Consider the following 13414-nt stretch of genomic DNA (forward strand, 5'->3'; position numbering starts at 1 on the left):
GAGGCACCCCATCCGGGCACGCCGCCCGGCTACTGTCCTAGACGGCAGGAAGGACGAACGGCTCCTTAGCCAGGGCGGCTTCCTTGCCGGCCGCAAGGGCCGTTAGCTGGGCTCGTGATTCGACTCCGAGCTTCCTGTAAATCGCAGTCAGGCGCACCTCCACGGTACGGACGGACACATAGAGGGTGGCCGCGATTTCCTTGTTCCGCATTCCGCGGGCCACCATTCGGGCCAGCACGCGTTCGTGGTCTGCAAGCATCAGCATCGCCGGATTGTCGGGCGTGCCGGCTCGTTCCACCCGCTCGTCGAGCAGCAGCGAGTCCACGTGCTGGGCCCAGGCATGGGCACCCGCTTCGTCGAACATCACTTTGGCACGAAGCAGACCGTCCCGGGCGCTCCGAAGGCGGCCGAAGGCGTTGAGGCGTTCGGAGTAGCAGAGCAGTGTCCTGGCGCGTTCCAGCAGGGACTCCTGGGCGTTCCTGCCTGCAAGTGCATCATTGAACATCTGGAGGGACTGTTCGCCGTCAGCCAGCATCGCCCGGCTCCGGGCAACCGCCATCATGAGCCAGGGAGAACGCAGGCCCACCGCCCGGCTTTCCAAGTGCCACAGTGCCTGGGCGGCTTCCCTGTGCCTGCCCAGCCTGACCAGGACTTCGACCAGATCGGCCTCACAGCGCAGCAGAGTCGGGTTGCTGAAGGCCTGGCCGATCTCCGCTGCCCGGGACAGCTGCGCGAAGGACTCGGCGAGATTTCCGCGCATGAGGGCAAAATGCCCCTGGCACGCGGCCAGTTGCGCCGTGATGGCCGGGTGGCTTTCCGCCCCGGAGAAGTGCTGTGCGTCTGTTGCGTAGGCGTGGGCGAGTTCCTCGTTTCCGAGCGCATTGGCCCGCCAGACCCGGAAGACGTGCCGCATTCCACGGTGGTATTTGGTTTCCGGTTCGGCCAGTTCAAGGTCCTCGATCAGTTTCACGGCTTTCCGGACGTTGCCGGCACGGATTTCGTTGTCCACAGCAAAGAAATCGGCGGTTTCCCGCCAATTGACGGTATTGGCCTCAAGGACGTTCCGCACCCGGGCAAAGGCCTCCTGGGCGGCAGCATGGTGTTCGGCATAGGCCAGCGCGCGGCCCTGTACCAGAAGGGCCGCCACCGTTTCGTTCCCGCCGTCAGGCTTGCGGCCGAACTGTCCGGACTTCCCGCTGATCACCTCGATGAGTCGCCGGGCGCTCTCCGCCAGCGCCAGGCAGTCGGGGGAGGCATGGTCCAGGTACTTCTCGGCGTACTGCACCAGGCCCGTGGCATCCTCAAGCTCCCAACGGTCCGCGTAGTACAGCGCACCGGCCACGAGCAGGCGGGCTGCAAATGCCGGATCATGCTGTCCGAATTCCTTCACCAGCCGGAGCACCATGCTGGAGCGCACGGCGCCACCCTGGATGAACTGGATCTCGAAGGCGAGGCCTGTCAGTCGAAGGACCAAGGCAGGGTTCCTCGTCACCCGCTGGGCCCAGTCCAGGTAGCGCTTGGCGTAGACGAACTCACCCCTGTTCAACAGCAGTTCGGCCACCGTGGTGAGCCTGGCGGTGGTCTCCGCTTCCCAGGGGTTGATAGTCAGGGCCCGTTCAATGTACTCGACGGCGAAGGGCACTTCGCCGCTTCGGATCAGGTCAACGGCAAACCGGAGCAGGCCAAACGGAGTCTGCCGCTCCAAAGCGGTAAAACTCAGATGCCAGCGGTGGGCATAGGGATCCGCGGGCTCCGCCGCGGCCGCCATGGCACGGTGGCTGGCGGTCCGCGTTGCCGGTGTCATGGCAGCATAAACGTAGCCCCGGAGCAGCTGGTCCTGGATCCTCAGGTGTGGTCCGGACCTGTTGACCATGCCATTTGCCAGCAGTTCGTCGATCCCGCCCCACAGTTGGTCGTATGCCCGTTCCAAGGTGGCGATATCGCTGCGGCAGGACAGCGAGAGGAGATCCAGGACCTGCCTCGCACCTGGCGAGAGCCCGCCCACGGTGGCGGCGAACTCGGCCTCGAAGCTGCCTTTGCCGGGGAGCGGGACGGGGAGTGCGTATTTTCCCTCGGCCTGGCGTTCCAGCAGCAGCCCAAAAAGCTCGACGGCGGCGAGCGGGTTCCCCTGGGTGGCCGCGGCAACTGCGTGGACCGCCGCTGTCGCGGTCTGCCGAGCCGGAATGGACTCCAACATGCGGACCGTGTCGTTGTAGCTCAGCGGCGCCAGCTGGAGGGCCGGCAGGGAGGCGAAGGGACTTTCGGCAGTCTCTTCCCGCACGCTCATAAACAGCGCCATGTCCGTCCCGGTCAGCCGGCGTGCCAGGTAGCCGATCACGGCCTGGCTGCTGGGGTCCAGCTGGTCGGCATCATCGATGACGATGACCGTCCGGGATGACGAGCGCTGGTGCAGCCCGTTGAGCAGCATGGTGGAGACAGTGGGGACGTTCATGGCGCCGCTGGAATCGCGCAGCAGTTCATCGGCGAAACGATTAAGGACGGGGTCGTCGATGCCGGTGAGGAGCGCGGTAAGGCCGGAGAGCGGCCAGTCGGACTCGGACACGCTCGCGGTGAGAAAAACGGTCCGGAAGTCGGAAAGGCGGGGAATCTCGGACAGGAGGGCGGATTTGCCCATCCCGCGCCGGCCCACCACCTTGAGGGCTGAATCTTTAGGACCCCGGATTACGGAGAGTATCCGGTCCAATTCCCTGCTTCTGCCTATTAACGACATGTGGTCCCCATCCATCGAAGAAGGAGACCGAACTGCTTGCTCTATCCAAAATCCTGGGTCCATCCAGCCGCTTGCGCGACACGCGGACCGGCTTTCCTGGCCGCGTCATTGCGCCCAGCACGGTACCCAGCCGTTCTTGCAAATATAGCCCTGTTCCGCGGCGGGCACCAGAGACTTTTTCCTCATGCGCGGAGCCTGTTTCCCCGGGTTATCCACATAGCCCGCCGGACGCTTCCGGCGACGCGCGCGCTGCCCGTAGCCTTGAGTCAAGCGCGAATCGCCTATCCGGTCCAAATGCACTAAGATATTGAAGTCTGTGCTGCGCCCTGCCTACGTTCTGTTGGCCGGGCATCGCACGGCATCGCAAATGAACCTCCTGTTACGGAAATGCCGTAACCGCTTAGCCCAAAGGAGGTGGGTTCACATATGCGTCCTTACGAATTGATGGTAATCATCGACCCCGAGGTCGAAGAGCGTACCGTTGAGCCGTCGCTTCAGAAGTTCCTGAACGTCATCACCAACGATGGTGGAACCATCGAAAAGGTTGACATCTGGGGCCGTCGTCGACTGGCTTACGAAATCAAGAAGAAGTCCGAAGGTATCTACGCCGTGGTGAACTTCACCGCCAAGCCGGACACCGCCAAGGAACTTGACCGCCAGCTGTCTCTTAACGAGACCATCATGCGCACCAAGATCACCCGCCCCGAAGAGCAGAAGGTTGTTGCTGAGTAATTTCAGCTCCGATTTTCATTCTTTACCCCGCAGGATCGAATTCTTCACCCAGGATCGAACAAGGAGGCAGTAGATGGCAGGCGAAACCACTATTACGGTCATCGGTAATCTCACCAGTGACCCGGAATTGCGGTTCACACCGTCAGGTTCGGCAGTCGCGAACTTCACCATCGCTTCCACCCCGCGCACCTTTGACCGCCAGTCCAATGAGTGGAAGGACGGGGAAACCCTGTTCCTCCGCGCAGCGGTTTGGCGTGAAGCAGCCGAGAACGTCGCCGAGTCCCTCACCAAGGGCATGCGTGTGATCGTTTCCGGCCGTTTGAAGAGCCGTTCCTACGAAACAAAAGAAGGCGAAAAGCGCACCGTTATCGAGCTCGAAGTCGATGAAATCGGCCCGAGCCTGCGTTACGCCAATGCCAAGGTCAACCGCACCCAGCGCTCCGGCGGTCAGGGTGGTCAGGGTGGCTTCGGCGGCGGCAACAGCGGCGGTGGCTTCGGAGGCGGCAACACTGGTGGAAACCAGGGCGGCAACTCCGGTGGAAGCTTCGGTGGCGGCAACCAGCCGGCTGCACAGGAGGATCCCTGGGCGACGCCCGGTGTCTCCAATGCAGGTGGTGGCTGGGGCAACGGCCCCGATTCCGAACCTCCCTTCTAAACCAATCATTTAGGCCCGACGCCGGGACCGCCGAAAGTGCCGCAAGGCACCTGACGTGGCTGCCGCCGTCGGACCACCACCATCCCGTGGATCAACATCCACGGGCTCCATAGAATAGGAGCTCCACGATGGCTAAGGCTGAACTCCGTAAGCCCAAACCAAAGTCCAACCCCTTGAAGGCCGCTGACATCACTGTCATCGACTACAAGGACGTAGCATTGCTGCGCAAGTTCATCTCCGACCGCGGAAAGATCCGCGCCCGTCGCGTCACTGGCGTCACGGTGCAGGAACAGCGCAAGATCGCCCAGGCAATCAAGAACGCCCGCGAAGTTGCACTGCTGCCCTACTCCGGCGCTGGCCGCGGCTAAGGAAGGGACTGACTAACATGGCAAAGCTCATTCTGACCCACGAAGTAACCGGTCTCGGTGCCGCTGGCGACGTTGTCGAGGTCAAGGACGGTTACGCACGTAACTACCTGCTGCCCCGCAACTTCGCCCTGACCTGGTCGAAGGGTGGCGAGAAGCAGGTTGAGTCCATCAAGACTGCCCGCGCCGCCCGCGAGCACGCTTCCCTGGAAGACGCTCAGAAGCAGGCCGCTGCACTCTCCGCCAAGCCGGTCAAGCTCGTCGTCAAGGCTGGCGAGACCGGACGCCTGTTCGGCACCGTCAAGCAGGCCGACGTAGCCGACGCTGTTGAGGCCGCTGGCCTTGGCAAAATCGACAAGCGCAAGGTTGAACTGCCGGCACACATCAAGTCGGTTGGTTCCTACCAGGCCAACGTCCGCCTTCACGCTGACGTTGCCGCTGTGATCGAACTCAACGTAGTCGCAGGCAAGTAGCCTTTCCGGTTACGCAGCCTCAAACTGCACAAAAACCCCCGTTGCCGTCACCGGCGGCGGGGGTTTTTTGTGCCCTCTTCCATAGGCAACGCGAAGTCACTTAATGCCCGAAAAAGGCCTCTTGAGGGGCATTAAGTGACCCCGCGTTGCTTTGGCCAGGAGGCGGGAAGTCAGGGGCTGTGAAGGGCCGTGGTCACGTGCCTGTAGCCTGCCTTGATCAGCTCGGCCAGCACCGCCTGGTCCACGTCCTCGAGCCTGTTCACGTACAGGCACCCCGCACCGGTCTTGTGCTTCCCGAGCCGGGGCAGCAGTTCCGCAGCCTCGGGCCCGTACATCAGCCCGTAGAGCGAGAGGCTTGCCTTCCGAGGTGAAAAGCCCACCGCCGCCGCATCCCCTTCCCTGCCGCTCTCGTATTTGTAGTGGTACCGCCCAAAGCCCACGATGGTCGGCCCCCACATCTCGGGCTCTTTGCCGGTGATCTCCCTCATGAGCGCCAGCAGCCGCAGGCCATCACGGTGCCTGACAGAGTCCTCGACTGCGGCCAGGAATTCGTCCACTGAGGCGCCGGTTGCCTGGGTCTTGTTTTCAGCCATGACGGAAGTCTCGCAGAGCCCAGGTCACTTGTCAGCCGCGCCGGTCCGGGTGGTAGCCAGCGGCGGTGAGCCAGAATACTCCCCCCGCGCGCTGACACCGGTACGGCTCAGCCACCGTTCGGACGCCAGTACCGCAGCCCGCCGGTGGTGGTGCCGTCGCGGGCGACGTCGACCACGGCGTACGGGAACGCCCGACGGTCCGACTGGTCAGGTCCGCGACCGCGGACGTCCGAACACCACGTGCCGGTGTTGACGTATCGGGTGGGGCACGCCTCGAGCGCCGACTCGAGGGCCCGGTGGGTGTGGCCCGAGACGTACCAGGACACTCCGGAACCGTGCGCCTCGAGGGTACGTGCGAACCGGCCCGCTGCAGCAGGAGCCTTCTCGCCGGTGACTCTGCGCCCGGTGGCCGAGAGCACCATGCGAGTCGCGGCGACGGGGAGCGCCGACACCGTCCGGAACCGGGACAGGCGCGCCAGGTCCCGAACGGCCACCCCGTCGAGCGCGAGCCGCAGTGACTCGGTCTGCAACAGCTCGTCGTAAGCGAGCTCCCGGACGCGGCGTTCCGCCCGCTCGGACGCCAGGCAGGCCCGGGCAACGGCCCCGGCACGGCTCAGGTGCGACCTCGACGGATGGGCGTTCCAGGCGGCGAGCGGGGGTAGGTTCAGCTCGTCGGTGCCGTTGACCGCCGCGCGGAGCACTTCGGGCATCCGGTGCAGCGCGTGGTGCTGGTGCCCGTGCTCGGCCACGAGCACGTGGGGCACGTGCAGGAACCACGGGTGCACCCGGACCCGCGTGGGCTCGGCGGGTGACAGCAGCGCCGACAGGCGGGCGGCAACCGAGGGCCGGGCCAACTCCACGTCGTGGTTGCCGCACACGAAGTGCAGCTGCACGCCGCGCGCCGCACACGCCTTCAGCGCCCGGAACGTGTCGAGGTGGCGGGCGAGGATGGACTCGAGCCGGGCCAGGCTCTCGTCCTCGGCGAACCCGACCAGCTCGAACGTGTCACCGACGAAGGCGACGTGCTGCTGCGGACCTGAGGCTGCGAGCACTTGGCGGTACAGGAACTCGGATAGCACTCTGCCGGGGCACCGGGGGTCATCGTCCGACACGCCCAGGTGGAGGTCGCTAAGGAGCCACCACCGCGCCGCGTGGCTCACACGAGTAGTCCCAGCACTCGTGGAAGGAAGAGGAGCAGGTACATCGTCCACATGACGGCGACGACCCAGGGGCTCACAGTTCGGCCGAGGAGCCCCGGGCGTGTGGGCTGCCCGGTGTCTGGTCCGGCGCGTCGGACCTCGAGCGCGATGAGGGTGATGAGCAGGGCAGCAGCCGCGAGCAGTCCCGCCAGGTTGAACATGACGTCGATCATGACGCGGCCTCCTGCCGTGCGCGTGCCATGCACGCGAGGATGGTGATAACGCCCATCGTGACGACGCACGCCTGCCAGGACCACACAGCGAGGTAGAACATCGCCGTGGACACCGCCGTGAGCGTGGCGAGGCCGAGCGCCAGGACGAGCAGCACGCCGAGCGCGAGGTCGGTCACCTGCATGAGTCGGGCCAGTGCCTGCCCCGGGAGCAGGATCAGGACAGCTATCGCGGCGACCGTCTGCAGCGGTGTCGGCAGCCCGACGAGTGTCACCACCGACAGCGCGACGGCCGCGAGACCGAGCGCCACGGTGAGCCGGCTGACGCCGCCGCCGCTCATGGCGTCACCCGGTACACGCGTGCGTCGACGTTGCTGAACGCGAGCTCCACGCCGTCCTGCACGCTCAGCCACTTCTCCAGCTCGGCGAAGCCGCCCGCGCTGCTGGCGCCCTGCACCACGAGACTCGCCTCCGACGAGCGCGTGAGCAACACGACGGCACCGCCAGGGCTGTGTCGGGCGTAGTCGTAAACAAGTGGGCCGCACGTCGCCGTCGACAAGTCGGACCGGCACATGTCGTCGATCGTCCGGGCCCGGTGTTCGAGGTAGGCCTCGCTGCGCCACGGCGTCGGGTGGGCAGCCGAGATGATCGTTGAGCCGGGGGGCGCGAGACGCTGCACGGCGGCGACGGCGGCGATCTCATCATCGGTGAAGACGTCATACTGGGCGTTCCCGAACCGGCCCGTCACGGTCAGCACGGCCAGCAGGAAGCAGGTGAGCGCAAGGCCCCCCGCGGCGCGGGAGGAGGAGCGTGTGCTGCCCTCCATGGGAAGCAGGACCGAGCACGCCTGCACGGCGATGAAGGGCAGCGCGAACAGCGAGACGCGGATGAGCATCTCCCCGCCGTACAACTGCGCGGGGAAGAGCAGCAGTGGGGTGACGGCCAGGAGGACCACCCGGATGTCGAGACGTCCTCTGCGCCAGTCGCGCACCGCCCCCGCCGCGGCAAGCGCCCACAGCACGAGGGTGAGAACGATCCGGACCTGCACCACCAGCACGTGCCCAGCGGTCCCGTCGAGGCGGTCGATGACGTTCGCCTCGGTCGCGGCCTGCAGTCCTGCTTCCGCGAGGGGTGGGTTCCCGAGGAGGTATGCACTCGCGGGGTAGGCGAGCCACAGCGTCAGCACGACCACGGTGATCAGGGGCAGCCGGCTGGGCCAGACACGTCCGCTCAGGGTGAGAGCGGTGATGGCGATAAGCACCATGAACGGCGTCAGCTGATGGCTCGCGCAGATGACCGTGACGAGCAATAGGGTCACCACGAGCGCGCTCACCCGGTGCCCCGACCGGGGCTCGGCGGGCGACCGCCCTCGCCACCACGCCACCAGGTCGGCGCGTCGGTAGCCGCGGATCTCGGGAGCCCGCGCGGCCAACGGGCCGACGAGCAGCGCGACCACGACGAGGTACAGGAAGAAGCCGAAGGCCTGGGGAGACAGGTAGTCCTGGTCCTGCCAGCTGCCGAGGCAGAAGACCCAGAGCACGAGCCAGCGCCGTCGCGGATCGCGCGTCAGGTAGCCGGTCAGCACGCCCAGGGCAGCGAGCCACAGACCCATGTTGAGCACCGGTGCCCACAGGGCAACGGCCACCGGGTCAAGACCGGTCGCCCGGAGCAGCGTCGCCAGGAGCGCGAAGAAACCCGGCCAGTTGAAGTACCCGTCGATGTCCGGGTCGATCCCCTGGGTGCGCGAGAGGGCGTCGGCGACGCCGAGGTGACGGAACGCGACCTCACCCCGCGGTACGTCCGTCACGAAGGCTGCGGTCCCAAAGAGCACAAGCACGAGCACCACGACAAGCCATATCATGACCGGGCGGCGCGCCGGGCCCGCGGTATCCCCCCGCAGCGCCACGACGAAGGCGACGTTCAGAAGCAGGACCCCCGCCCAGAACGGGTAGGGCAGCACGGCGACGAGCCCCAGATCGCTGTTCACGGGCACGGTCACCGTGGAGGCGGCCCCCACGGCAAGCGCCAGCGACACAACTCCCGCCAGCGCGCACCACACGTCACGGGGCTTCCAGCGTCCCTCCGTGCGGCTGGTCGCATCGAGCGTGCCGGTCATCGTGTGTCTCATCGCGCGTCCTTCCTTAGGCGCCGGAGGACCGCGACCAGCCGAAGGCCGACCGCCGCGGCACCGATGGAGAGCACCACCAGCCACGCAAGGGCCATGGCGCTGGGGCCCCTGTCGGCGGTCCACAGCGCTGCGGCGCAGAGGGCGACTCCGAGCATCACGCCGACCACGATCGCCTCCGTGTAGCGACCGAGGGCCCGGCACACGGCGTTGTAGGCCTGCAGCACCGCGTACGGCACCAGTCCGGCCGCCAACCACCGCAGAGCTCCGGCGGACGCGTCGGCGTACCGCTCCCCCAGCAGGCTGAGCAGCGGGTGGGCGAGGAGGACGAGGACGGCGGCAGCCAGACCTCCTACGACGAGTGACCAACGGAGACTCGCCCAGGTGGTCGACACCAGGCGTGCCGGGTCGCGGACACCCTCGGAGAACTGGACGATGCCCATCAGCATCGGAGCGGAGTAGGCGGCCCAGGCCATCATCCATGCGGGATACCAGTAGGCAGCTGCCTCCGGCGCCACCATGTGCGCGAGCAGGAGCGGCAGCACTAGCCCCGGAGCGCGCTCGGTGAGGGTGAGGAGCTGGTACGGAAGGCCAACCGCCAGCAGTGGACGGCCGCGCGCCGGGCGCAAGGACAATCGCGGCCGGTAGCCGACCAGTCTTCGCAGCTGGACTGCACCGACGACGCATGCCACGGTCGTCCCGAGGGTCCAGCAGGCCATCAGCACGTCGGCGGAGGCGCCATGCGCCCCCCAGGACACGAGCGCTGCAGCCCCGAGTGAGACCCCGCCGCCCAACGCGTACCTCAAGCTCGCGCTGGAACCGCGTCCCAACGCCACGAGCGCCTGGTCCAGCACGATGACCAGGGTGCCGGTGACGGCAGCCACGAGGAACGTGAGCCAGAAGAGAACCGATAGCGAGGCCGTGTCCGGCGTCACGGCCGACTGCAGCACGAGGTAGCCGAGGGCCAGCACGGTGCCGGCGACCCCCACGATGGCGAACGCCGCGTCCAGCACCCGCGCGGGCGGCTCCCCTCGCCCCACGGCGACGATCACGGCCGACCCGGCGCCCAGCACCGCGAGCTGCGTGCAGATCATCACCGCCGCGACGGCGGCCATGGTGAGCCCGACCTCACGGTCGGACGTCGCGCGCGCGGCCACGACCCAGAAGGCGAAACCCGCGCCCGTCTGGGCGGCCTTGCCCACGATGAGGCCGAGCGAGCTGCGCAAGGCGGAGTGCCGGACGGTCGAGCCGTCCCTGACAGTGGTCCCCCGCTCAGCGCTCACGACGCAACCCCTTCGCCAGGCCGGCGTAGTTATACCAGCAGAAGGCGAAGTAGTAGCGCAGCCACCGAGGCTGGCCCGCGGCGAGGCTCAAGGCGCTGCCCCGGACTGCCGCGGCGAAGGGCAGCAGCGCCAATCTCGCACCGCGCCAGCCGTGCTTGCGGACCATCCGTCCCAGTCCCGTTCCGTCCATGAGGAACTGGTCGAGCGCGAAGTCGAAGTCGTCTGCGGCGAAACGATGTTCGACGACGACCCGGCGTGACACCGCCGTTCGCAGCCCTGACTCCCGCATCCGCCAACGCAGTTCGATGTCCTCTCCCGACTTGAACGAGTCGTCGAAACCCACGCCCAGCATCAGGTCCCGGTCCACGACCGTCGCCACGAGCCCGAACCAGTTGCGGCTGCGGCCGGTGCGATGGTGATGTGCCAGCGCCTGCCCCCAGTAGCCCGGTCCAGCAACACTCTCCAGACCGGCCTGGAGGGCGTCGTAGCCGCCCTCGACCAGCTCCGTGAGCAGGTCGGCAACCCCCGTGGGCCCGAACACGACGTCGGCGTCGACGAGCAGGACCCAACGGGTGCTGCTGCTCTGCACACCGAGCGTTCGAGCCCATGGCAGGCCGCGCCCCTCGTCACTCAGGACCCGGGCACCGGCCGCGAGGGCGAGGTCGACGGTGCGGTCGGTGGAGCATCCGTCCACCACGATGATCTCGGCTACACCTGACTGACGCAGGGCCCCCAGACAGCGCGGGAGCAGGTGCTCGGCGTTGCGGGCCGGAACGACCGCGGTGACCGCGGTGACCTCGGCAGGGCTGTGACGCTCTGTGTCCCGCACCTCAGGCCTCCTGGTCGAGGACCGACGGCAGCAGCTCCTCGAGATACCGGACGATGTCGTCCGACGCTTCGTCCGCCGTGTACGCGGAGGGCACCTGCAGCAGGTGGCAGGGACGTCCGTCGAGTGCCTTGCTCAGCACGACCCCCTTCGCCGCGAAGTGCTCGCGCCACGGGAGGACGGACGTGGCCGCCAGGCCAGTCACGACCCGCTGCGAGAAGCCCGCCATCTCGATGTGGAAATTGCCGATCATGCGGTCGACCATCCACTCGGTCGTCCGCTCGACGATCCGAGACCGGTCGCCCTCGAAGCGCTCGATGTAGATGGCGGCCGCGAGCGGAGCCGAGGTCGTCACTTCTCGCCCCGGGAACGCGGTCCCCGCCTCGACCATGCGGTGCTCCGGCGACCATCGCCGGGAGAAGTCCGCGAGGCGCGGATAACGGATGACGTACGGATGCACCACCGTAGTGAGACGGCCGACGCTCCCCGAGAGCCGTGACGGGACGAGGGGCTTCCGGACACCTTCGAACAGGTGCGGGTAGATGTCCCGGTGGTGCGGCTTGATGAACATCGGCTTCGCGTAGCCGAGCAGCGTGGCGTCCTCGGCGAGGAAGGCCCAGTCGTCACCCATGAACGACCACCCCTCGCGCCGCATCAGCTTGGCGGCGGTGCTCGTCTTACCGGTCCCTCCGGCGGCGGGAAGCGCAATCGCGTGACCCCGGTACGCCATCGTTGCCGCGTGGATCATGCCGGCTCCTCGACCGACCATGGCGGCATCGAGAACAGGGACCACGGAGGTCAACAGCTCGCCCGGCCCGTGAATGCGCCACTGCTCTCCGTCCCTCACGACCTGGACCCGATCGGCTTGGAAACGCACGCTGTTCCCCGTGTACGCGAGCTCGTGCTCGAGCAGACCCGCATCCGGCATAGGCTCCGGCCCGGCATCGACGACGATGTCGGCCGGCCGTTCGGTGTCGGTGGCGAAACACGCCAACATGCTCTGGAGTTGGGTCGCTGACGGCGCCTTTGCGTCAACGCGGATCGTGATGCGGCCGTGGATGTCGAAGTGCAGTGCCTTGGTCTGCCAGGTGCGCATGGTCATCTCCTGTCTGGGTGGTCTCGGTCGGATGGTGTCTCGGCCCCGGCGACTAATCCAGCCAGTGCCTCTAGAGGAATTCGAAACCCCCGGCCGAGTGACTCTGCCCGTAAATTGAGCATATGGCCAGCCCGGCCAGGTAAACACCAGTACTGAGTACTCGCTTTTTATATCGCGTCCTACATAGGGAATTTCGTGCTCCCTCCAGAGCTAGGTGTGGAGGGGCAACGCCGAGTGATCTGTTAGGTGCATTGGGGACTTATCCCGTAAGCGCTTTAGGTAGAGGGGTGCCCCTCCCGCGCATCCCGGAAAACGCAGATGCTCGTTTCATGCCGCCCGGAGTGCAACCGCCGGTGACCTAGCACCGCTGGAATAAACGCGGACAGGCATCAGTTATCTAGATACATGCAAATGCATGTAGCATTGGCTTTATCGAACCTCAGGAGTCCAAGTGGAAACCCGCCGCATCACCATACTGTCCGCCGGCCTGGGCGTGCCGTCCTCGAGCAGGCTGCTCGCCGACCAGCTCGCCGCTGCAGCAGAGCACCGCCTCGCCGATGCGGGTTTCGAGGTGAAGGTTGAGGTCGTCGAGCTCCGGGACCTCGCGGTGGACATCGCCAACAATTTTGTCACCGGCTATGCGGCCCCTCGCCTGGCGGATGTCATTGCCGGCGTGGAGGCTTCCGATGGCATCATTGCCGTTAGCCCCGTGTTCAGCGCCTCCTACAGCGGCCTGTTCAAGTCCTTCATTGACGTCCTGGATCCCAAGTCCCTGGACGGGAAGGCTGTCCTCCTGGGTGCCACTGGTGGCACGGACCGCCACCAGATGGTTCTCGAGTACGCGATGCGCCCGCTGTTCAGCTACCTGCGCACCAGGATGGCCGCTACGGCCGTTTTCGCGGGCCCCCAGGACTGGGGAAACACGGACGACGGCGGCTCACCCCTCTCGTCGCGGATCGACCGTGCGGCGGCTGAGTTTGCCGCCCTCCTCGCGGAGGATCAGCCCGGCCGCAAGCCGTCGGCACTGGAGTCCCTGCCGTTCGCGCAGCTCCTGGCAGGCATTTCCGGCGGACGCTAAGGCGCGCCGGTCCGCAAAGTCCGCGCCCGTCCGCAAAGCTCCCCCGTCAGCCCCGGGATCCCGGCTGCTGAACTATTCGGTCTCCCCG

General features: G+C 66.6%; 14 protein-coding genes. 5 read left to right on the forward strand and 9 right to left on the reverse strand.

Translation table 11 applies throughout. From position 1 onward, the window contains the following. Nucleotides 1–37: 37 nt before the first annotated feature. Complete coding sequence (locus AU252_RS10515) at nt 38–2794, reverse strand: AAA family ATPase (RefSeq protein ID WP_346425655.1); 2757 nt, start codon at nt 2792–2794, stop codon at nt 38–40. A gap of 363 nt (nt 2795–3157) precedes the next feature. On the opposite strand from AU252_RS10515, the gene rpsF reads away from it, so the two are divergent. From rpsF to rplI, 4 genes are all read left to right on the forward strand, one after another. Next, nucleotides 3158–3463 (forward strand): 30S ribosomal protein S6, encoded by a 306-nt coding sequence (rpsF, locus tag AU252_RS10520; protein WP_011693941.1) that lies wholly within the window; start codon nt 3158–3160, stop codon nt 3461–3463. 73 nt (nt 3464–3536) lie between these two features. Next, on the forward strand, nt 3537–4118 hold the full coding sequence (locus AU252_RS10525; RefSeq protein WP_056341689.1) for a single-stranded DNA-binding protein: 582 nt from the start codon (nt 3537–3539) through the stop codon (nt 4116–4118). A 128-nt stretch (nt 4119–4246) separates the two neighbouring features. After that, entirely contained in the window at nt 4247–4486 is a 240-nt protein-coding gene (rpsR, locus tag AU252_RS10530) for a 30S ribosomal protein S18 (protein WP_003800144.1), read from the forward strand. Nucleotides 4487–4503: 17 nt separating this feature from the next. Continuing rightward, entirely contained in the window at nt 4504–4956 is a 453-nt protein-coding gene (rplI, locus tag AU252_RS10535) for a 50S ribosomal protein L9 (protein WP_056341694.1), read from the forward strand. Between the two features lie 170 nt (nt 4957–5126). Here the strand turns inward: rplI and AU252_RS10540 are convergent, their stop codons facing one another. From AU252_RS10540 to AU252_RS10575, 8 genes are all read right to left on the reverse strand, one after another. Beyond that, complete coding sequence (locus tag AU252_RS10540; protein WP_058930665.1) at nt 5127–5549, reverse strand: DUF1801 domain-containing protein; 423 nt, start codon at nt 5547–5549, stop codon at nt 5127–5129. 107 nt (nt 5550–5656) lie between these two features. Continuing rightward, entirely contained in the window at nt 5657–6709 is a 1053-nt protein-coding gene (locus AU252_RS10545) for a hypothetical protein (protein WP_058930666.1), read from the reverse strand. After that, nucleotides 6706–6921 carry a hypothetical protein gene (locus tag AU252_RS10550; RefSeq protein WP_058930667.1) on the reverse strand — a complete coding sequence of 72 codons (216 nt, stop codon included), beginning with the start codon at nt 6919–6921 and terminating at the stop codon, nt 6706–6708. Before AU252_RS10550 ends, AU252_RS10545 begins: the two co-directional genes overlap by 4 nt. After that, on the reverse strand, nt 6918–7259 hold the full coding sequence (locus AU252_RS10555) for a hypothetical protein (RefSeq protein WP_058930668.1): 342 nt from the start codon (nt 7257–7259) through the stop codon (nt 6918–6920). The genes AU252_RS10550 and AU252_RS10555 overlap by 4 nt, the downstream gene beginning before the upstream one ends. Then, nucleotides 7256–9034, reverse strand: a complete 1779-nt coding sequence (locus AU252_RS10560; RefSeq protein ID WP_058932882.1) for a hypothetical protein — start codon at nt 9032–9034, stop codon at nt 7256–7258. Before AU252_RS10560 ends, AU252_RS10555 begins: the two co-directional genes overlap by 4 nt. An 8-nt stretch (nt 9035–9042) precedes the next feature. Next, entirely contained in the window at nt 9043–10326 is a 1284-nt protein-coding gene (locus AU252_RS10565) for a lipopolysaccharide biosynthesis protein (RefSeq protein WP_058930669.1), read from the reverse strand. Then, nucleotides 10316–11155, reverse strand: coding sequence for a glycosyltransferase (locus AU252_RS10570; protein ID WP_058930670.1), 840 nt, complete (start codon nt 11153–11155; stop codon nt 10316–10318). Before AU252_RS10570 ends, AU252_RS10565 begins: the two co-directional genes overlap by 11 nt. Nucleotide 11156: 1 nt before the next feature. Then, a complete protein-coding gene (locus AU252_RS10575; RefSeq protein WP_058930671.1) occupies nt 11157–12248 on the reverse strand; it encodes a hypothetical protein in 1092 nt (363 codons plus the stop codon). Between the two features lie 451 nt (nt 12249–12699). On the opposite strand from AU252_RS10575, the gene AU252_RS10580 reads away from it, so the two are divergent. Beyond that, a complete protein-coding gene (locus AU252_RS10580; RefSeq protein WP_058930672.1) occupies nt 12700–13326 on the forward strand; it encodes a CE1759 family FMN reductase in 627 nt (208 codons plus the stop codon). Nucleotides 13327–13414 lie beyond the last annotated feature (88 nt).

The organism is Pseudarthrobacter sulfonivorans (assembly GCF_001484605.1).
Lineage (GTDB): Bacteria > Actinomycetota > Actinomycetes > Actinomycetales > Micrococcaceae > Arthrobacter > Arthrobacter sulfonivorans_A.